This window comes from Pseudomonas sp. P7758, assembly GCF_013386485.1.
Lineage (GTDB): Bacteria > Pseudomonadota > Gammaproteobacteria > Pseudomonadales > Pseudomonadaceae > Aquipseudomonas.
The window spans coordinates 21,760-42,545 of record NZ_JACARS010000013.1 but is presented as its reverse complement, the minus strand read 5'-3'; the positions used below and the strand labels follow the sequence as shown (position 1 = coordinate 42,545).

Sequence of the window (20,786 nt, the reverse complement as noted above, 5' to 3'; positions counted from 1 at the left end):
CCAACTACCCCGACCGCATGCTCCTGGCTGAAGCCAATCAATGGCCGGAAGACACCCAGCTGTACTTCGGGGACAAAAAGGGCGACGACGGCGATGAGTGCCACATGGCGTTCCACTTCCCGCTGATGCCGCGCATGTACATGGCGCTGGCCCAGGAAGACCGTTTCCCGATCACCGACATCCTGCGCCAGACCCCGGAGATCCCGGCCAATTGCCAATGGGCAATCTTCCTGCGCAACCACGATGAACTGACCCTGGAAATGGTCACCGACAAAGAGCGCGACTACCTCTGGAACTATTACGCTGCCGACCGCCGTGCACGTATCAACCTGGGGATTCGCCGCCGCCTGGCGCCGCTGATGGAACGCGACCGCCGGCGCATCGAGCTGCTCAACAGCCTGCTGTTGTCGATGCCGGGCACGCCGACCCTGTATTACGGCGATGAAATCGGCATGGGCGACAACATCTACCTCGGTGACCGCGACGGGGTGCGTACGCCGATGCAATGGTCCATCGACCGCAACGGCGGCTTCTCCCGCGCCGACCCGGCCAGCCTGGTATTGCCGCCAATCATGGACCCGCAATACGGCTACCAGTCGGTCAACGTCGAAACCCAGACCCAGGACCCGCACTCGTTGCTGAACTGGACGCGGCGCATGCTCGCGGTGCGTAAACAGTCCAAGGCGTTCGGTCGCGGCAGCCTGAAAATGCTCTCGCCCAGCAACCGCCGCATCCTGGCGTATACCCGCGAATACGCAGGCGCCGATGGCAAGAATGAAATCATCCTGTGCGTGGCCAACGTGTCCCGCAGTGCCCAGGCCGCAGAACTGGACCTCTCGGCGTTTGCCGGCATGGTTCCGGTGGAGATGCTCGGTGGCAATGCCTTCCCACCGATTGGCCAGCTGAATTTCCTGCTGACCCTGGCGCCGTATGGCTTCTACTGGTTCGTACTGGCTGCGGAAAACCAGATGCCAAGCTGGCACGTGGAACCGGCGCAAAGCATCCCGGACTTCACCACCCTGGTGCTGAAGAAACGCATGGAAGAATTGCTCGAAGCACCGTGCCGCACCACCCTGGAACAGAATGCGTTGCCGGCGTGGCTGCCCAAGCGCCGCTGGTTTGCCAGCAAGGATACGGCGATCGACGGCGTGCACATCGCTTATGGCGTGCGCTTCGGCGACCCGCAGCATCCGGTGCTGCTCAGTGAAATCGAAGTCACCAGCGCCGGCCAGGTCAGCCGCTATCAACTGCCGTTCGGCTTCCTTGGCGAAGACCAGTTCACCAGCGCCTTGCCGCAGCAACTGGCGCTTGCCCGTGTACGGCGAGTGCGTCAGGTAGGTTTGGTGACCGATGCCTTCAGCCTCGACACTTATATCCGCGGCGTGATCCAAGGCCTGCAGGCCAAAACCGTCCTCGACTCCACCGATGGCGAGATTCGCTTCGAGCCCACGGCGCAGTTGGCCAAACTGGAATTGAACGACGAGTCGGAAGTGCGCTACCTCGCGGCGGAGCAGTCCAACAGTTCCGTGGTGGTGGGCGGCAGCCTGGTGCTCAAGTTGATCCGAAAAGTCAGCGCCGGGGTTCACCCCGAGCTGGAAATGGGCGCCTACCTGACCGAAGCCGGCTACGAGCATATCTCGCCGCTGCTGGGCTCGGTGATCCGCCACGACGCCGATGGCCAGGACAACCTGCTGATGATCGCCCAGGGTTACCTGAGCAACCAGGGCGACGCGTGGGGCTGGACCCAGAATAACCTGGAGCGAGCGATTCGCGACGAACTGGCCGAAGCCATGTCCGAGCAGGAACAGCACTACAACGCCCTTGGCGAGCTGGCGGATTTCGCCGGCTTGCTCGGCCAGCGCCTGGGCGAGATGCACCTGGTGCTGGCGGCGCCCACCACTAACAAGGCGTTCAAGCCCGAGGTCACAACCCTCAAGGACAGCCAGGGCTGGGCCAGGCACGTAGGCGCACAAATCGACCACGCCTTGCAGTTGCTCAAACAGCATCAAACCAAGTTGAACCCTGCCGATCAGGCGTTGGTCAGTGCTTTACTGGAGCAGAAAAAGGCCATCACCAGTCACGTTCAGGACCTGGCGAAAGCCACGGTGGGCGGGTTGCGCATTCGCGTGCACGGCGACCTGCACCTGGGCCAGGTACTGGTGGTCAAGGGCGATGCCTACCTCATCGACTTCGAGGGCGAACCGGCGCGGCCGTTGCCTGAGCGTCGCGGCAAACACAGCCCGTACAAGGATGTGAGCGGGGTGCTGCGCTCGTTTGATTACGCGGCGGCCATGGCGGTGAATGTGCAGGGCGTCGACCAGTCGCTCGAGGCCAATGCGTCCCGGCAACGTGTGGCGGATCGCTACTTGCATGAGGCCAGGCAGGCATTTATCCAGGCCTATCACGCTGCCACGACTACACTGGCCCATGACTGGCAGGATGCCAAAGGCCAGGACGCAGCGCTGGCGTTGTTCAGCCTGGAGAAGGCCGCGTACGAAGTGGCCTACGAAGCAGAGAATCGCCCGAGCTGGTTGCCGGTGCCGTTGCAAGGTTTGCACGGGCTGCTCAGCGGGTTGAAACCAATATCGAAAACTGCACGCGGTGGGGAGACGTCATGAGTTTTACAAGCAAAGAACCGCTGCAGGAAAAGTTGAGTGTGATGCCCAAGCCTGCTGATATCGAAGCCCTGGTGCGGGCCGAGCACCATGATCCATTCTCGATCCTGGGTCCCCATGACGACGAGCAGGGCGGCCAGTTCATTCGTGCCTTCCTGCCGGAAGCACTGAGTGTCCAGGTCCTGGCCCGCGACAGCGGCGAGCACATCGGCAGCCTCGATGCGACCCAGGTACCGGGCTTGTTTGTCGGGCATTTCGGCAGCCGTCAGGCGTACTTGCTGAAGATCCAGTGGGCCGGTGGCGAACAGATCACCGAAGACCCTTACAGCTTCCAGCAACTGCTGCTGGGGGAGATGGACCTGTACCTGTTTGCCGAAGGCAATCACCGCGACCTGAGCAGTTGCCTCGGGGCACAAGTGACCAGCGTCGACGGTGTCCAGGGCGTGCGTTTTGCGGTATGGGCACCGAATGCCCGCCGGGTCTCGGTGGTGGGCGACTTCAATATCTGGGACGGGCGCCGTCATCCGATGCGCCTGCGCCATCCGTCCGGTGTGTGGGAGATTTTCATCCCGCGCCTGCAACCCGGCGCGGCCTACAAGTATGAAATCCTCGGTGCCCACGGGATTCTGCCGCTCAAGGCCGACCCCATGGCCCTGGCCACGCAGTTGCCGCCGGATACTGCGTCCAAGGTCGCTTCGCCGCTGCAGGTCGACTGGCAGGACCACGACTGGATGCAATCGCGCAGCGAGCGACAAAAGCCCAGCGCACCCTTGTCGATCTACGAGTTGCATGCCGGTTCCTGGCAGTGCGAGCTGGATGAAGTCGGCGAGGTGTCCCGCCAGTACAGTTGGCGCGAGCTGACCGAACGGTTGATCCCTTATGTACAGCAGTTGGGCTTCACCCATATCGAACTGATGCCGATCATGGAGCACCCGTTCGGCGGCTCATGGGGTTATCAGGCGCTGTCGCAATTTGCCCCGACGGCACGTTTCGGCTCGCCGGAGGATTTCGCGTTTTTCGTCAACGCCTGCCATCAGGCCGACATCGGCGTGATCCTGGATTGGGTGCCGGCGCATTTCCCCACCGACACCCACGGCCTGGCGCAATTCGACGGCACCGCGCTGTACGAATACGCCAACCCGCTGGAAGGCTTCCACCAGGATTGGGACACCCTGATCTACAACCTCGGCCGCACCGAAGTCCACGGCTTCATGCTGGCGTCGGCTTTGCACTGGCTCAAGCATTTCCATATCGATGGCCTGCGGGTGGATGCGGTGGCCTCGATGCTGTACCGCGACTATTCGCGCAAGGCCGGTGAATGGGTACCCAACCGCCACGGCGGGCGGGAAAACCTCGAGGCCATCGACTTCCTGCGCCACCTCAACGATGTCGTTGCCCTTGAGGCCCCCGGCGCGCTGGTGATCGCCGAGGAGTCCACCGCATGGCCGGGCGTAAGCCAGCCGACCCAACAGGGCGGCCTGGGGTTCAACTACAAGTGGAACATGGGCTGGATGCACGATTCGCTGCACTACATCCAGCAGGACCCGGTGTACCGTGCCCATCACCACAACGAGCTGAGTTTCGGCCTGGTGTATGCCTGGTCCGAGCGTTTTATCCTGCCGATTTCCCACGATGAAGTGGTGCACGGCAAACACTCGTTGATCGACAAGATGCCCGGCGACCGCTGGCAGAAATTTGCCAACCTGCGGGCGTACCTGAGCTTCATGTGGATGCACCCGGGCAAGAAGCTGCTGTTCATGGGCTGCGAGTTCGGCCAATGGCGCGAGTGGAACCACGATCAGCAACTGGACTGGTACCTGCTGCAATACCCCGAACACCGGGGCGTGCAGAAACTGGTGGGCGACCTCAACCGTCTGTACCGCGAAGAGCCGGCGCTGCATGACCAGGACGACGCACCACAGGGCTTCCAGTGGTTGATTGGGGATGACGCGATCAACAGCGTCTACGCCTGGTTGCGCTGGAGCAAGGATGGCAGGCCGGTGCTGGTGGTGGCCAACTTCACGCCGGTGCCGCGTGAGGCCTACAAGGTCGGCGTGCCGTTTGCCGGGCGCTGGAGCGAGGTGATCAACAGCGATGCCGACACCTATGCCGGTTCCAACTTCGGCAACGGTGGCGGGGCGTTTACGGAGGAGGAGCCCAGGCATGGGCAGCCGTTGTCGCTGTCGTTGAACCTGCCGCCATTGGGCGTGCTGATCCTGCGACCGGACGCCTGACTTCCAGCCGATGAAGACCCCATGTGGGAGCGGGCTTGCTCGCGAATGCGCAGTACCAGTGCCAGATTTTTTGGCTGACACACTGCATTCGCGAGCAAGCCCGCTCCCACAGTGGGGATGTGTTGTGGCTTAGAAGTCGACCCTTATGCCAATCGTGCCTTTTCGCCCATTCAGCTGATTACTGTCCAGATTGCTGTTGTACCCCACCTCGCCATACACACTGACCGTACTCGATACCTGCAGCGTTGCCCCGGTGCTGACGTCCAGCGTGGTGGACTTCTGTTCGGTGTTGATGTCCGTGCTGTCATTGAACGTGACGGTGTTATTCCCGGCGCTGGCGTGCCACACGTTGATACGCACGTAAGGCTGCAGGGGCATGCCGCTCACGCTGTAGCTGCCCTTGAGGCGGACACCGAGACGGGTGACGACGTTAGTGTCGGCGCGGAATGAGACATCCGAGATTCCGTCATTCTGGCTGTCCACATAGCTTCGATCGACAATCACCTGGGCCTGCGGCTCGACCTCCCACTGTTCAGACACCGCAAACGGCATTCCCACCTCCACAGACCCCAGCACGTTGTGGCCCTTGGTTGGGAGTTTGACGCCCCGGTCGGATTCACTGTGGCCATCGAACCGCGTGCCCATCAGCACGACATCGATATAGGCGCGGTTGGCGCCGATTAGCGTCCAATACGCGCCCAGGCTGTCACCGCGCAGGGTGGTGTTGCCGGCGTCCTTGCCCTGAAAACCGCCATTGAAACCCGCCACATTGCCGGTCAGGCGGCTGTGGCCGACAAAGAAGCCGAAGCGTTGGGTCAGGCCAGCGTCGTTGGTCCAGGCATACAGGTCAGTGCCAACCTGGAAACCGGACAGGGAGCTGTCCAGCGACGGGCTGACGGTGCCGGCGAATGATTGCCGCGTGCTGCTGCCATACACCCGGCCCCAACCGGCCGCTAGTGCACCAGGTTGGCGTTGCAGGCTTTGGTCGCCCATGCGTTCGTGGTAGGTGCCCAGCATGCCCTGGACCATCTGCTGCACGGCGGGAAACAACACGGCATATACCGGGACTTCCGGGCGATAGATGGGTATGGGGTCTTCTCCCGGGAAAATCCCCGGGAGGTCCGGCGTGCCATCGGCGGGGACGGGGGGGAGAATGCCCACTGGGTCGTCAGGATCCTCAGGGTTGGGCAGCGGCGGCGCCACCACCGAGGACCGCAGGAACCAGTTTTGCCCGGTGTCCGGCGTTACGCCTCCTTTGAACAGGTAGTACTCATAGGCGCCTGCGGAAACGGATCCACCGCGCAGGGTAAACGCCAGGTCGCTGCTCGTGGCACCGTTAAGCGCTTCAACCACCTGGATGCCGTTCTGCAGCGTCATGGCGCCGGGGCCGGCAAGGTTGGTGACGGTGATGGTAGTGCCGCCTTGCAGCGTGCCCTGGCTGACTACCAGCTTGTCACTGGCCGAGCCGTCGGCGCCGAGTACCGATTGCAGCGCGAGTTCGCCACCATTGCCGGTGTAGTTGCCGTTGACGGTCAGGCTGTCGGTGGCGCTGGAACTGCCGGTGGTCATGTCGATCAGGCCGCCGTTGTTCAGGTTGGCTTGTTGCCCGGCCGCGAAGGGGCTGATGCTGCCCTGTGTTACCTGCAGGGCGGCACTGCCAAAAATATTCAGGGTACCGGTGGCTGTAGCGCTGTCACCGAGCTTGAAGTCGCCGCCCAGGGTCAGGCGCGAATTGTTGTCCAGGTTGACGGTTTCCCAGTTGACATAGCGGGTTGGCGTGGCGGATCGGGTGTTGTCGAAGGTCAGGGTGTCGTTACCCAAACCACCGTCCAGAAGTGGTGTGGAGGCCAGGGTGGTTTCGGTCAGGTTGAGCAGGAAACCCCTGTCAGCGCCATCACCCATGAGGATTTCCTTATGGATCAGACCGCCGCCTTCCCAAGTGAACTCATCGTTGCCAAAGCTGGCGAGGATCTGCCCACTTATTTCCCCTCCGCTGACGTTGATGATGTCGTCGCCGCCGCTGACGCTGATGTTGCCACCAACCGTTCCTCCGGAAACCAGGATGGTGTCGTTTCCGAAGCCAGTAACGAGGTTGCCGATGATCGCTCCACCCCGCAGGTCAAACAGGTTGTTGTCGAGCTTCATGTCGACCCGCCCGATGCTGCCACCGGTCATCAGCGCTACATCTCCATCTTCAAAAGCACCGACAATCCTGCCACTGCTCATGGTGAACTCGTCACGGCCGTCGCCCTGAGCCAGTGAGGCGACGGTGCCACCGCTCTGGAAGTACTGGTCTACCCCGTCACCCTGGGAGATTGCACCGGAGCTGCCGCCGCTGATTTGCGCAATATCACCGCCCGCGCCTTGCGTCACCGTGCCGGAGATATTGCCATTGAACAGCTGGAAAATATTTCTTCCGTCACCTTGATTGATCGCACCGTTGATCGCGCCGGAATCCATCGTGACCCGATCATCTCCCGCTCCATAAGTCACGTTGCCGACGATGATGCCGGTGCCGCCGACGGGGAACTCCAGGACGTTGCTTCCTTGTAAATCCGTCAGCGCGCCAGCACTGCCATCGCTGCACAGGGTGGTGTCGTTGCCTGCGGTTATGACCAGCGTACAGGCTGCCTGCGCGGGGAGGGGCCAATTGAGCAACAGCGTCGTCACGCTGCAGACGCTCAGATACGTCACTGATGAAAACCGCGTGCTCATGATTCGCCCTCCCTGCAAGCCGGTGTTCCAAGCTAGCCACACAGAAAGAGCGTTCGCTACTGTCAGAAGTTACAGGTATAGACGAGTGGGTGCGCCTACAAAAATACAATCTCATAGGGCTCGCGCATGCGCTCCAGCAGCACCTGCGCCAGGATCGGCGCCAGGCCGATTTCCGGGTCGCCTGCCAGTTGGCTGGCATAGGCGTGGGCGGCGTGCAGCTTGCGGGCGACGCTCCAGGTGTCGAGCCGCACCTTGCGCGCGCGCTGCCAGGGGATGGCGGCGGTTTCCCGAAGCGGCCAGTGCCACGCCCAGATCGGCAGTTCGTGCAAGCGCACGCCCTTGACTGCGCAGGCTTTGGCAGCGGCACGGCCGACGGCGTCGTGGTCGTCATTGCCGTCGTTGCGCCAGGTGGTGAACACCACGTCGCCGGGTTGCAGGTAGCGCGCAATGAACTGGCTCATTTGCTGTTCCCGCGCGGCCAGGGCGTTGTCGGCGAAACCGCCGCGGATCCATTTCAGGCTGTGCAGGGGCACGCCCAGGCGGCGCAGGGCTTCGACACTTTCCTGGGGCCGCACCACGCTCAAGCGTTTGGCCGGCCACACGGCAGACCCCGGATGGCTGGCGCTGCCGTCGGTGATGGAGATCAGTTGCAGGGAGTATTCAAGGGTGCTGAGCAATTGCAGCAGACCGCCGCAGGCGATCACTTCATCGCCGGGATGCGGGGCGATGATCACCACGCGGGCGCCCTTGGGCACCAGGGTTGCGGGGTTGATGGCAGGGATTTGCGCGAGTTGCGGGGCGCTGTTCCAGATTTGCGCGGGGCCCCGGCGGTTGTCACTTAACAGTGCAGGCTTCATGGGTGTCACGTCCTTGTTTATCGGTGGTGCAGGCCGTACCCCGTTGACGGGACGGCTCTTGTGGTACGCGAGCGTCAGGTACTGCACGCTCGCGGCGCGACGGCGTTCCAACCCTGGATTGCCGTGCAAGGAACAGTGATGATAGTTATGAATTGCCGCTTTAACACCGCCGGGTGTCGCAATTTTTTCAGGAGGCCTGCATCAGGCTCTTCAGGTAATCACCGAAGCCGCCCTGGGCGCGACAATCCAGGCGGGCACTGGTAATCACCTGGGGCGAGTGGCTCCAGGCAATGGAAGCCCCGCAGCGCTCCAACTGGCGCACCAGCTCCACGTCTTCATGGCAGGGCAGGGGCTCGAAACCGCCGGCCCGCACGTAGGCGCCGGCACTGACGCCCAGGTTGGCGCCGTGGATATGCCGATGCCCGTCCCGGGCGGTGTAGGCCTGGTGATAGCGGATCTGCGCCGCCGGGTCGAAGCCCTCGCTCCAGGCGTCCACCGTCACCGTGCCGCACACCGCATCCACGCCCAGGGCCAGTTGCGCCACCAACCAATCGGGAGCGACGCGGCTGTCGGCGTCGGTGCAGGAAATCCAGCGCGCGCCGTTATTAAGCAGGTGCCGCGCACCCACGCCGCGCACGTGGCCCACGTTTCGCGCCTGCACTTCCAGGCTGTGCACCTGGTATTCGCGGGCGATCATGGCGCTGCGGTCGCTGCAGCTGTCGAGCACTGTCAGAATCTGCACCTCTTCACCCAGCAGGCCCGGATGACTGGCGGCGACCATCGCAGCTTTCAGGCATTCGGGCAGCAGTTTTTCTTCGTTATGCACGGGTATCAGGATGCCGATCATCGCAGTCCCTCCAGGGTCGCAACCGTGGTGCCGTCGCGGCTCCATAAATCCAGTAGAAAATCGCTTTCGTGATGCTGCGCCAGATGTGGCATGCCCAGGCGCTGGCCGAGGCGCGCATGCACCTGTTCGGCGGTCTGCGGGCAGCCTTCGATGATCGGGCGCCAGTGGCAGGCGAGGATTTGTCCATCAGGCGTCAGGGAGGCGAGCGCGCGATCGATCAGCCCATCGAAATCCTTCGGGTCCAGGTAGTAGCAAAGCTCGCTGAGCACGATCAGCTCGAAGGTTTCGCTGGGCCATTGCTGCGGCAGGCGGCTCTGCTGCACGGTGGCATGGCTGAAACCCCGCAGCCGCGCCTGTGCCAGGCTGACCGCCGCTAGCGCCGTGTCACAGCAGAGCAGGCGGTCACAGCGCGGGGCCAGCTCGAAGCTCAGCTCGCCGTTGGCGCAGCCGGGTTCAAAGATCGAGGCATAGCGCGGCCGGGTCAGCAGCGCCAGGGTCAGGGCCCGCTTGCGCTGTTCATACCAGCGTTGCCGAAAGGCCCATGGGTCGTCGTTGCCGGCAAACAGCTCGTCGAAATAGGGCGTGGCGACACTCATACGAACACCACTTCAAAAGGTTGCAGCAGGCGCTCCAGCACATAGGGCGCGAGCACCGGCGGCAGGCCGATCTGCGGGTCGCCTTCCAACTGGCTGGCGAAGGCATGGATGGCGTGCCGTTTACGGGCCACGGCTTCAGGTGTCAGGAGAATTTTACGAGCGCGATCCCAGGGCACCTGGCTGTCTTCCGGGGTTGCCCAATGCCAGGTCCAAACGGGCAACTCCAGCAAGGTTGCGCCCACCGCCCGGGTCGCCTTGGCACTGGCACGGCCCACAGCCTCGTGGTCGCAATGGCCGTCTTCGCGCCAGGTGGTGAAGACCACGTCGCCGGGCTTGAGGTAACGCTCGATAAAGCGGCTCAGGTCTTCTTCACCTGCGGCGACCTGGCTGTCGCTGAACCCGGCCCGCAACCATTTCAGACTGTGCAACGGCAATCCCAGCCGGTGCAGGGCCTGCGCCGACTCTTGCGGCCGCACCACGCTCAGGCGTTCCACCGGCCAGCGGCGCGAGCCGGGATGACTGGCGCTGCCGTCGGTGACGGAGATCAGCAGGATAGGGCGATCCAGCGCGGCAAGGCCTTGCAGCAGGCCGCCGCAGCCAAGGACTTCGTCATCCGGATGTGGCGCGATGATCACGGCGCGGCTGCCTTCAGGCACCAGTTCGGCAATGTCTACGCAAGGCAGCTCGGCCAGTCGCGACGAGCTTTGCCACACATGCAAGGGCGTGCCCTGGCCGACGATTGGATTGATCTTCATAGTTCCCATCTCCCTGGGCGCTCATCGGCGACTTGTTGACCAAGGGCGGCCAGGTCGCGCTCGGCATGACTTTGCCGCAGGTACACCGGCAAGTCGGCCATCAACTGGGCAAAATGCGGGTCCTTGCAATACGGCCCGGCGCCCAGTGCGCGGCCGACATGGTGAATCACCTGGTCGACGGTTTCTTCGATACAGGCCCGTGCCTGTTGTGCCAGCAGCCGGGCATCTGCCTTGGGCTGCCGGTCGATATGAGTGGCGCTGTCGCGCAGCACACAGGCCGCGCTGTGCAAGGCACTGTCGACGCTGCCAAGGTGCGCCAGGGCGTGGGGCTCCGGGCGTTTTGCACACTGCTCGCGCAAGGCCTCCGCCAGGCGTTGTGCCGCGCCGTACCAGCAGGCGGCGATGCCGATGCCGCCTTGCCAGAAGCCGGGGCGCGCCAAATAGTCCCCAGGCTTGCCGATGGCCAGGCCAACGGCGTCGTGGAAAAGCACTTCAACGCTGCCGGTAGCGGCCATGCCCACGGCGGCCCAGCCCTCATCGGTGACGGTTACACCGGGCTGGTGCATTTGCACTGCAACCAGTTGCTGGCGATCCTCTTCATCCCACGCCGTGAGCAAGCCGTGGCTGACCACCGCCGCGCCCGAGCACCAGGCCTTGCGGCCCTCCAGCCGCACACGTTGGCCGTCACGCCGGATCCGCACCTTGGCGGTGGGCGGCTCGGCCGCCCACATGCCCCACGTGCTGCCAACCGGCGGCAAGGGGCTGTCGAGTTCAGCGATGATCGCCAGGGCGTCCGTGTGGCCTTCAAACAACTTGCACAACCGCAGGTCATGGCCGGCGACTTGCGCCAGCCGGCTGAAGCGTTCCAACGTTTGCCCGCTGCCCGGCAAGGGCAACTGGTCCAGGCCTTCCTCCACCAAAGCCCTCAGCGCAGCGCCAAGGGCCTGGGTGTCCGGGTAATCCCGGTAGCCGCGAAGAAACTCATGCAAGGCCATGTCACACCTCGTCCTCATGCTGCAATTCAAACAGCAGCAGCGAACGCCCGGTGACCGCGTATTCGTGATCGAAATCGAAGCGTTCCTGGCCACGCACTGCCGGCTGGTTGGTGTCGAGCATGCAGGTCCAGAAGCCGCCATCCGGCACCGGTGGCAGGCGGAAATTGACCATGTCGTGGTGGGCATTGACCACCAGCAACAACGTGGCATCGGCCCCCGGGCGGCGAATCCCGGTTTCCTGGGCGCGGCCATCCATCAGCATGCCCAGGCAACGGCCATGGCTGTCCTGCCATTGCTCGATGGTCATTTCATCGCCGCTCGGCGCGAGCCAGGTGACGTCCTTGACCCCGATATCTTCGTTGTAGTCGCCCACCAGGAAGCGCCCGCGACGCAGGATCGGGTACGCCAGGCGCAACTTGATCAGGCGCTTGACGAACTTGAGCAGGGCCTTGCCGTCTTCATCCAGTTCCCAATTGATCCAGCCGATCTCGCTGTCCTGGCAGTAGGCGTTGTTGTTGCCGTGCTGGGTCCGGGCGAACTCGTCACCGGCCACCAGCATTGGCGTGCCCTGGGCCAGCAGCAGGGTGGCGAAGAAATTGCGCATCTGGCGCAGGCGCAGCGCGTTGATTTCCGGGTCGTCGGTAGGGCCTTCGACACCGTGGTTCCACGACAGGTTGTTGTTGCTGCCGTCCTGGTTGTTCTCGTCGTTGGCTTCGTTGTGTTTGTCGTTGTAAGACACCAGGTCGTGCAGGGTGAAACCGTCGTGGGCGGTGATGAAGTTCACCGAGCTGTACGGCCGGCGGCCACGCTGGTTGAACATCTCGCCCGAGGCGGTCATGCGTCCGGCGAAGTCGGCCAGTTGGCCGTCGTCACCTTTCCAGAACGAGCGCACGGTGTCGCGGAAACGGTCGTTCCATTCCACCCAGCCCGGCGGGAAACCGCCGACCTGATAGCCGCCGGGGCCACAGTCCCACGGCTCGGCAATCATTTTCACCTGGCGCAGCACCGGGTCCTGGCGGCAGGCCACGAGGAAGCTGTGGCGCTCGTCGAAACCGTCGCGGTAGCGGCCAAGGATGGTTGCCAGGTCGAAGCGGAAGCCGTCGACATGCATCTCGGTCGCCCAGTAGCGCAACGAGTCGGTGACCATTTGCAGCACGCACGGGTGGCTCAGGTCGAGGGTGTTGCCGGTGCCGGAATCGTTGATGTAGAAGCGCTTGTCATCGGGCATCAGGCGGTAGTACGAGGCGTTGTCGATGCCGCGCATGGACAGCGTCGGGCCTTGCTCGTTGCCTTCGGCGGTGTGGTTGTAGACCACGTCCAGGATCACTTCCAGCTTGGCTTCGTGCAGGTGCGCGACCATTTCCTTGAACTCGGCGATCTTGCCGCTGGCCAGGTAGCGCGGGTCCGGGGCGAAGAAGGCGATGCTGTTGTAGCCCCAGTAGTTGGTCATGCCTTTTTGCAGCAGGTGCTGGTCGTTGACGAAGGCGTGCACCGGCAGCAATTCGACCGATGACACACCCAACTGGCGAATGTGCTTGAGCACATCGTCGACCATCAGCCCGGCGCAGGTGCCGCGCACTTCCTCAGGCACCGAAGGGTGGCGCATGGTGATGCCGCGCAGGTGGGTTTCATAAATGATCGTGCGATCCCACGGCGTGCGCACTGGCTGGTCGTTGCCCCAGGTGTGGGCCGGGTCGATGACTTTGCACTTGGGCACGAAGGGCGCGCTGTCGCGCTCGTCGAAACTGAGGTCGGCGTCCGGATGACCGATGGTGTAGCCAAACAGGGCCTCGGACCATTTGAGCTCGCCCACCAGCTGTTTGGCGTAGGGGTCGATCAGCAATTTGTTGTGATTGAAGCGATGACCGTTGGCCGGGTCATAGGGACCGTACACGCGGTAGCCGTAGATCAGCCCGGGGTGGGCGTCGGGCAGGTAGCCGTGGAAGGTCTCGTCGGTGTATTCCGGCAGTTCGATGCGCTCCAGCTCGACTTCGCCGCTGTCGTCGAAGATGCACAGTTCGACTTTGGTGGCGTTGGCCGAGAACAGCGCAAAGTTGACCCCCAGACCGTCCCAGGTCGCGCCGAGAGGGAAGGGCAAACCTTCACGAATCCGCGACGGCTCGTTTTCCGGCGTCGAGTTGGGCTTGTTGGGTTTGCTCATTGAGATGCTCCTGCAAAAGGGTTTTTCCGGGCCGAACGGGGCCATTCCGGCGTGATGCCGGGTAGATATCGGTAGTTGGATAGCCTCCTGCGGTGCGGGCGCACCTGCAGGAGGATCTTTGGGTCAGGGGGCCTTGGGCTTCTTCGCAGCAGGCTTCTTCGCCGCCGGCACTGCGCTTGGCTTGGCTGCCGGTTTGGGCGCTGCCGCTGCGGGCTTGGCTTTTGGCTTGGCCTTGGCGGCGGCCTTCGGTGCCTTGGATGGCGTCAGCGCTTCGGCTTCCGCCAGTTTGCGCGCCATTTCCCAGTGTCGTGCGTCCTCGCCATGGGGTTTACCTTCAGATTCCCAGATCTGATGTGCCAGTTCGCGGATGCGTTTGTCTTCAGTACTCATCGCAATGCTCCTCACAGAAAATTTCAGCTTTCTTGATCATCAGGATTGATAAAGACATTGACCGGGAAATCCCCCAGGGCAGCGCTGATCATGAGCTCCTTGTTTGGTGTGACTGCGCCTGTTCGGAAAAGTCCCTTCCAATTTTGGGTTGGAGCGGCGAACGGTAATCGGACCCGGGTATCGCCCCAAATCTGCGCGTTGATCAGGGGATACACACCGTTTTCAAGCAGCCGGTGAGGCCAGCGTGGCACCACCACCAGCAGCTGTTTGCCCTGGTATTCGCGGTAGAAAGCGACCACCCGCTCGGCGTGTTCGCCCACTACTTCCAGAGGCTCGTACGTGCCCTGGCGAAACAGTTGCGGATGCGCCTTGCGCAACCCCAGGACCTGGCTGATCAACGCCTGTTTTATACGCCCGTCATGCCAGTTGAACATCAGCTCGCCGATGTCCGGTGGTGTGTGCAGGCCCTGTCGCCGTGCGGGGTAGTCCACCGGGCGGCGGTTGTCAGGGTCTACCAATGTGAAGTCCCAGAACTCATCGCCCTGGTACAGGTCCGGCACGCCCGGCACGGTGAGGCGAAGCAAGGATTGCGCCAGCCCGTTGAGCGCGCCGGCCGGGGCGATGGCCTGGGCGGCCTCGCCGATGGCATCGCGCAGGGTCTTGCCGGCGTCCTCCAGCAGCAGCCGTGACAGGAACGCTTCGACACCTTGCTCGTACAACTCGTTGGGTGCGCTCCAGCTGCTGTTGAGCTTGGCTTCACGCAGGGCTTTCTGCTGCCACTGCCACAGGCGCTGGTGATAGTCCGCCAGGCCCTCGGTATCGTCGCGGTGCAGGTCCAGCGGCCAACTGCCCAGCAGCACCTGATAGAGGATCAGTTCGTCACCCGCGGACGGCGTGTTGGCATCGCTGCGCAGGCGGGCGGCGAGGGGGCGCCATTGCTCCACCTGCTCGGCATACCAGTCGGCGGCCTCGCTGAGCACCGCCAGGCGCGCACGGGTATCTTCGCCGCGCTTGTGGTCGTGGGTGGCGGTGGCCAGCAGGTTGTCGGGGAAGGTGCGCAGTCGTTGCTGGTTGACCGCGTGGAAGTCTTCCAGCGGGGCGCTGAATTGTTCGGTGCTGAAACCCACGTCATTGCGCGACAACAACACACCCGAGCGGTAGAACGCAGTGTCTTCCACGGCCTTGGCCGCCGCCGGCGAGGTCAGTTGCTGGAAGCGTACGCAGGCGTGCTTGAGCATCTTGCGTTTGCGGCCCAGGGGGCGGTCGCGCCAGGGTTGGCCGCCGAGCCATTTTTCCAGGTAGTCGAGCACCGGCCAGTCGCCTTCGCTCAAGGTGCTGCGGGCACCGGCCAGGGCTTGCAGGAAAAACACGTCATCCAGTTCGCTGCGGCCCCGGGCGCTGATGTAGGTGCGGTACACCGGGAAATGCACGATCAGTTCCTGCAACGCGCGGCGAATTGCACCCAGGGTCAGGTCGCGGCTCATCACATCGTCCCGAGCCACTTGCAGCAGGGCCTGGGCCACACTTTCAAAATCCCCGGCCAGGGAACCGTTGAGGATCTGCTGCCGGGCCAGCCAGGCTTCTTCGATAAATGAAGACGGGCGCTCGGTGTGGCGGGTCCATAACTCGGCCAGGGGTTCGAAGCCCTTCGGGTCATGTTGCAGCAATGACAGCTGGTTCATGAATTCGTAGCCGGTGGTGCCGTCCACGCGCCAGTCTTCACGCAAGGTTTCGCCTTCGCCGAGGATCTTCTCGACGAAGATCGGCAAGTGCCGCCCACTCGCCAGCGAGTCCACCCGGCGGCGCAGCTTGCGGCAGTAACCGCGCGGGTCGGCGAGGCCGTCGATGTGGTCGATGCGCAGGCCGTCGATCAGGCCTTCGCTGATCAGCTGGAAGATCTTGCCGTGGGTCGCTTCGAACACCGCGCTGCGTTCAACCCGCAGGCCGCCCAGCTCGTTGACGTCGAAGAACCGCCGCCAGTTGATATCGTCCGCCGCCGTGCGCCAGCTGGCCAGGCGATAGCTTTGTTGTTCCAGCAAGTGGTGCAGGCGGGCGAAACCTTCGGGCTGGCGGGCGTCGTAGAGGTCGAGGTTCGCTTCGATGGCCTTCAGGGTTTCGGGGTCGCGGGCGGCCTCGATCAGTTCCTGTTTCAGCGCGGCGGCCTGGGGATAGGCGTCCGGCTGGTAGGCCAGGCTGCTGAAGCGATCGGCCAGCGGCTTGACAGGCACCAGCTCGCCATATTCCCGCGGGCAGATCGGGAAGCGATGTTCGTAATGCTCGACGTAGAAGCTGCCGCGCTGCGGGTCGAAGCGCAGCGGCAGGGCACCCGACTGCAGGGCTTCGCCGTAGTCGCTGCCCAGGAACGGCATCAGCAGTTGGCCCTTGAGCAGCGGGTCTGGCGAGTGCCATTGAATGTCGAAGAATTCGCTGTAGGGACTCAGGCGACCCCATTCCAGCAAGTCCAGCCACCACAGATTATCGGCACCGCCGACGGCCATGTGGTTGGACACGATATCGAGGATCAGCCCCATGTCATGTTCGCGCAATGCCGCAACCAATCGCCGCAGCGCCGGTTCGCCGCCCAGCTCGGGATTGACGGTGGTGGGATCGACCACGTCATAGCCGTGCATCGAACCGGCGCGGGCGCTCAGCAATGGCGAGGCGTAGAGGTGGCTGATGCCCAGTTCGGCGAAGTACGGCACCAGCGGCACGGCGTCGTCGAGGGTGAAGCCCTTATGAAATTGCAGGCGCTGGGTAGCCCGAAGCGTCAATGCTTTCATCGGTCACGCTCTTGGGCCTGGATGCGCGCCACGGCCAACAACTCAAGGCGGCGGGCGGCGTTTTCATCATCGAGCAGGGTGGCGGCATCGCCCGGCAGGCGGCGGCGCCAGTTCGGGTGGGTGTCGGTGGTGCCGGGCAGGTTGGATTGTTCCTCGACCCCCAGGGCGTCCTCCAGCGGCAGCAATACCAAGGGTGCGCGGGTGTGGCCCAGGTAGCGCACGCTGGCGTCGATGACGTGGTCGGTTTCGTTGCGCACTTCGTCGATGAAGTTCTGCGGGTCCTGGCTCAAGGCCTGGCGCAGTGCCTGGCGTTCCCGCAGGCGGTGTTCGCTCCATTGCTCGACGGTGGGTGCATCGATCAGGCCCAGCTGGACATTCCAGTCGATATCGCGGCTGTGCCACCAACCGTTGAGGGTCGGCAGGTCGTGGGTGCTGGTGGTGGCCAGCGCGTTGTCCGGCCAATCGAGGATCGGCTTGAACTGGCCGCCGTGGTCTTGTTCGAACAGCAGCACGCGCATCCCAAGGATTGAGCGCGCGATGAGTTTTTCCCGCAGGCCGTCGGGTACGGTGCCGAGGTCTTCGCCGAGGACGATCGCCTGGTGGCGGCTCGACTCCAGGGCCAACAGCCGCAGCAGGTCATCCACCGGGTAATACAGGTAGGCGCCGTCCCGTGGCGAGGCGTCCATCGGGATCACCCACAGGCGTTGCAGGCCCATCACATGGTCGATGCGCAAGCCGCCGGCGTGGGCGAAGTTGGCCCGCAGCATTTCGATAAACGCGCGAAAGCCGTTGCGCTTGAGGCCTTCGGGGGAAAACGCGGAGATACCCCAGCCCTGGCCGGCACGATTGAGGATGTCAGGTGGCGCACCCACGGTCAGTTCCGCCAACAGTTCATCCTGGCGGCTCCAGGCCTGGCTGCCGCCGCCGTCGGCGCCCACTGCGAGGTCGGCGATCAGGCCGACACCCATGCCGCTGCCGCGCGCCGCTTGTTGCGCGCGTTCCAGGCACCGAGCAATCAGCCATTGGCTGAAGGCGTAGAAGCCGATTTCGTCCCGATTGGCTTCGGCAAACTGCAACAGGGCCGGGCTTTGCGGGCTGTGCCAGTCCTCTGGCCAGTGGCGCCAGTCGAGGCTCTCGCCGTTGGCCGCGCGTTCGGCTTGTACGGCTTCGAAGCGGCAGTGGTTTTCCAGGGCTTCACCGCCAGCCTGGCGGAAGCTCAGGAAGTCGGCATGTTGCGGGTGGTCGCCCTGGCGGAAGTCGTCATACAGGGTGCGCAACAGGCGCTGCTTGGCTTTGGCCGCGGCCGGCCAGTCGATCAGGCTTTGTTGCTCAAGGTCATTCAATTCGTCGGCCAGCCCGCTGGCCTCGATGGCAGTTTGCACCGCACGTTCGCCGAGGATGCAGCCGGGGGACGCGTACAAACTGTTGAGGAACAGGCGGCTGGACGGGGAATAGGGGCTGAAGCGCTCGGTGTCGGCGCTGAACATCGCGTGCATCGGGCTGATGGCCAGGGCGTCGGCGCCGCGTTCGGCGGCGGCGCGGGCCAGTTGTTCCAGGGCCTGGGTATCGCCAAAGCCGCCGTCGCCGCTGCGGCGCAGGGAATACAACTGGGCGCTCAAGCCCCAGGCGCGGGCGGTCTGGGTGTCGACCGCTTCTGCAACGGTGTAGCAATGCGTCGGTGCCACGGCCAGGGTGAAATGCTGGTCGGCAATATGCACTTGTTGGTAGCCGACCGGAATCGAGCCGGGCAACACTGCGTTCTCGTCCAGGCTCAGGTCCAGCACGCTGGAGTCTTCGAGGTGAATCTGGCACGGCGTACCGGGGGCGAAGTAGCGCGCCAGGTCCAGGCCGGCGCCGCTGTCGACGGTCATCAGGGGCGGCAGGTGCTTGTCTTGTTGCACGCGTTCGAGGTCCAGCAGGCTGGCTTCGATCTCGGCGTCGCTGTCGGCCGGGTGGCCCAGGCCTTTGAGCACGGCGCGCAGGGCGTCGGGCTTTACATGTTGCGGGCGGCCATTCGCGTCGATCCAATCGACGGCCAGGCCCGCTCGGCTGGCGAGTATTTCCAATTGCGCGTCGCTCAAGGGTGCTCTCCAACAGGGGAATGGGTGAGGCTGACGCGGGCGCTGAGGGGAGCCAATTGTTCGGCCCCGCTGGCCTGCGTCACAAATAGGAGGTGCTCGGCAGCCGGGTAGTTCAGAGAATCGGCGCTCAGGTTGAGGTCGATCTGCAACAGGCTGCCATTGCCCAGGCGCCAGCGCGCCGTGACCGCGCCCTGCGCCAGCACGTGCGCACCCAGGGCCATGCTGCCGGGCAGGTGCGGCACGATATGTTGGTGGCGCAGGCTCAACAGGTGCCGGTAGAGCTGCGAGTCGCCGCAGTCGGCGAGGGCGGGTGCCGAGCGGCGGAAGGTCTGCAGGGAGTTGGGGTCGGGAATGCGTTCGCGGCGTTCGGGGTCGCTGAACGCGGCGAAGTCGGCAAACTCATTGCGCCGGCCTTCACGTACCGCCTCGGCCAGTTCGCCGTGATGGTCGGTGAAGAACAGGAACGGCTCCTCGGCGTTGACTTCATCGCCCATGAACATCAGCGGGATCATCGGCGACATCAGCAGCAAGGTCGTCGCGGCGCTCAGGGCCTGGGGCGAACACAGTTGATGCAGGCGTTCGCCCAGGGCGCGGTTGCCGATCTGATCGTGGTTCTGCAGGAACAGCACAAAGGCGCTGGGCGGCAGGTGCCCGCTGGGCTCGCCGCGCGCGTGGCCGTGGCGCGTGGTGTGGCCCTGGTAGATAAATCCTTCGCTCAGGCAGCGCGCCAGTTTTCCCGTGGGGTCCTGGGCGAAATCGCTGTAGTAGGCGTCGGTTTCGCCGGTGAGCAGCACGTGCAGGGCGTTGTGGCCGTCATCGTTCCACTGGGCGTCGAAACCGCTTTCCAGCAGGCTGGCCTGGTTGAATTCGTTTTCCAGCACCAGCCACACATGCCGCCCCGTGTCGACTTGCTGGCGTACTTTTTGCGCCAGCTCCTGCAGAAATTCGGGATCGTTGATGGCGTGCACGGCGTCCAGGCGCAGGCCGTCGAAGCGGTATTCCAGCAGCCACATCAGGGCGTTGTCGATGAAGAAATCCCGGACCTCCCGGCGATCAAAGTCGATGCCCGCGCCCCAGGGCGTGTGCACGTCTTCGCGAAAGAAACCCTTGGCGTAGGTGCCGAGGTAGTTGCCGTCGGGGCCGAAGTGGTTGTAGACCACATCGAGGATTACCGCGAGGCCATAGTGGTGCGCACTGTCGATCAGCTGTTTGAGCTGCTCGGGCGAACCGTAGGAGGATTGGGGAGCGTAGGGCAGGACACCGTCGTAACCCCAGTTGCGTTCGCCGGGGAATTGCGCGATGGGCATCAGCTCAATGGCGGTGACCCCCAGTTCGGCGAGGCGCGGCAGTTGTTTCTCGACCTCGGCGTAGCCCCCCAGTACGCCCACGTGTATCTCGTAGATCACCGCTTCGTGCCACGGCCGGCCTTGCCAGTGGCTTTGGCGCCACTGATAGGCCAGGGGGTCGACCACCACGCTGAAGCCGTGAACGTCCGTGGCCTGTGCCCGGGAAGCCGGGTCGGGAACGTCCTGTTCGCCGTCGATGTTGTAGCGGTAGCGGGTGCCCGGCGGGCATTGCAGCTGCACCACAAACCAGCCATCGGCCTGGGGCAGCATCGCTACCGATTTTCCTTCCTCAAATTCAACGCTGACATAAAACGCGTCTGGCGCCCATAACGCGAAGCGGGTGTGTTCCGCATCCAGCATGATCGCGCCGTGGGGCCAGGTTTCCAGAGTCCGTGACGGCATCTATGAAGACCT

Annotated in this window: 13 protein-coding genes; 2 read left to right on the top strand and 11 right to left on the bottom strand. The window is 63.7% G+C overall.

Features of this window, described 5'->3' with window-relative positions:
• A partial coding sequence (locus HX873_RS03255) for a putative maltokinase (protein WP_177122369.1) occupies window positions 1-2,618 on the top strand: 2,618 nt, incomplete at its 5' end.
• Entirely contained in the window at window positions 2,615-4,849 is a 2,235-nt protein-coding gene (gene glgB / locus HX873_RS03250) for a 1,4-alpha-glucan branching protein GlgB (protein WP_003207521.1), read from the top strand. The genes HX873_RS03255 and glgB, both read left to right, overlap by 4 nt.
• A gap of 129 nt (window positions 4,850-4,978) precedes the next feature.
• Here the strand turns inward: glgB and HX873_RS03245 are convergent, their stop codons facing one another.
• The 11 genes from HX873_RS03245 to treZ all read right to left on the bottom strand — a co-directional run bounded on the left by HX873_RS03245 (window position 4,979) and on the right by treZ (window position 20,774).
• On the bottom strand, window positions 4,979-7,564 hold the full coding sequence (locus tag HX873_RS03245) for an autotransporter outer membrane beta-barrel domain-containing protein (protein WP_177122368.1): 2,586 nt from the start codon (window positions 7,562-7,564) through the stop codon (window positions 4,979-4,981).
• A gap of 95 nt (window positions 7,565-7,659) precedes the next feature.
• The gene (locus HX873_RS03240) at window positions 7,660-8,421 is read right to left on the bottom strand and encodes a PIG-L deacetylase family protein (RefSeq protein WP_003207524.1); all 762 of its coding nucleotides are present in this window, start codon (window positions 8,419-8,421) and stop codon (window positions 7,660-7,662) included.
• Between the two features lie 187 nt (window positions 8,422-8,608).
• Complete coding sequence (locus HX873_RS03235) at window positions 8,609-9,268, bottom strand: glycosyltransferase family 2 protein (RefSeq protein WP_003207526.1); 660 nt, start codon at window positions 9,266-9,268, stop codon at window positions 8,609-8,611.
• A complete protein-coding gene (locus HX873_RS03230) occupies window positions 9,265-9,864 on the bottom strand; it encodes an SAM-dependent methyltransferase (protein ID WP_003207530.1) in 600 nt (199 codons plus the stop codon). Before HX873_RS03230 ends, HX873_RS03235 begins: the two co-directional genes overlap by 4 nt.
• Window positions 9,861-10,619 (bottom strand): PIG-L deacetylase family protein, encoded by a 759-nt coding sequence (locus HX873_RS03225; RefSeq protein ID WP_177028191.1) that lies wholly within the window; start codon window positions 10,617-10,619, stop codon window positions 9,861-9,863. Before HX873_RS03225 ends, HX873_RS03230 begins: the two co-directional genes overlap by 4 nt.
• On the bottom strand, window positions 10,616-11,614 hold the full coding sequence (locus tag HX873_RS03220) for an acyl-CoA dehydrogenase family protein (protein ID WP_102368888.1): 999 nt from the start codon (window positions 11,612-11,614) through the stop codon (window positions 10,616-10,618). The genes HX873_RS03225 and HX873_RS03220 overlap by 4 nt, the downstream gene beginning before the upstream one ends.
• Before the next feature lies 1 nt (window position 11,615).
• Entirely contained in the window at window positions 11,616-13,775 is a 2,160-nt protein-coding gene (gene glgX / locus HX873_RS03215; RefSeq protein ID WP_003207536.1) for a glycogen debranching protein GlgX, read from the bottom strand.
• Window positions 13,776-13,898: 123 nt separating this feature from the next.
• Window positions 13,899-14,165: a DUF2934 domain-containing protein gene (locus HX873_RS03210; protein WP_003207537.1), complete on the bottom strand. Its 267-nt coding sequence runs from the start codon at window positions 14,163-14,165 to the stop codon at window positions 13,899-13,901.
• A gap of 23 nt (window positions 14,166-14,188) precedes the next feature.
• Window positions 14,189-16,945 (bottom strand): malto-oligosyltrehalose synthase, encoded by a 2,757-nt coding sequence (locus HX873_RS03205; protein ID WP_177122367.1) that lies wholly within the window; start codon window positions 16,943-16,945, stop codon window positions 14,189-14,191.
• Complete coding sequence (malQ, locus tag HX873_RS03200; RefSeq protein WP_177122366.1) at window positions 16,942-19,026, bottom strand: 4-alpha-glucanotransferase; 2,085 nt, start codon at window positions 19,024-19,026, stop codon at window positions 16,942-16,944. Before malQ ends, HX873_RS03205 begins: the two co-directional genes overlap by 4 nt.
• The gene (treZ, locus tag HX873_RS03195; protein WP_177122365.1) at window positions 19,023-20,774 is read right to left on the bottom strand and encodes a malto-oligosyltrehalose trehalohydrolase; all 1,752 of its coding nucleotides are present in this window, start codon (window positions 20,772-20,774) and stop codon (window positions 19,023-19,025) included. Before treZ ends, malQ begins: the two co-directional genes overlap by 4 nt.
• Window positions 20,775-20,786: the final 12 nt, after the last annotated feature.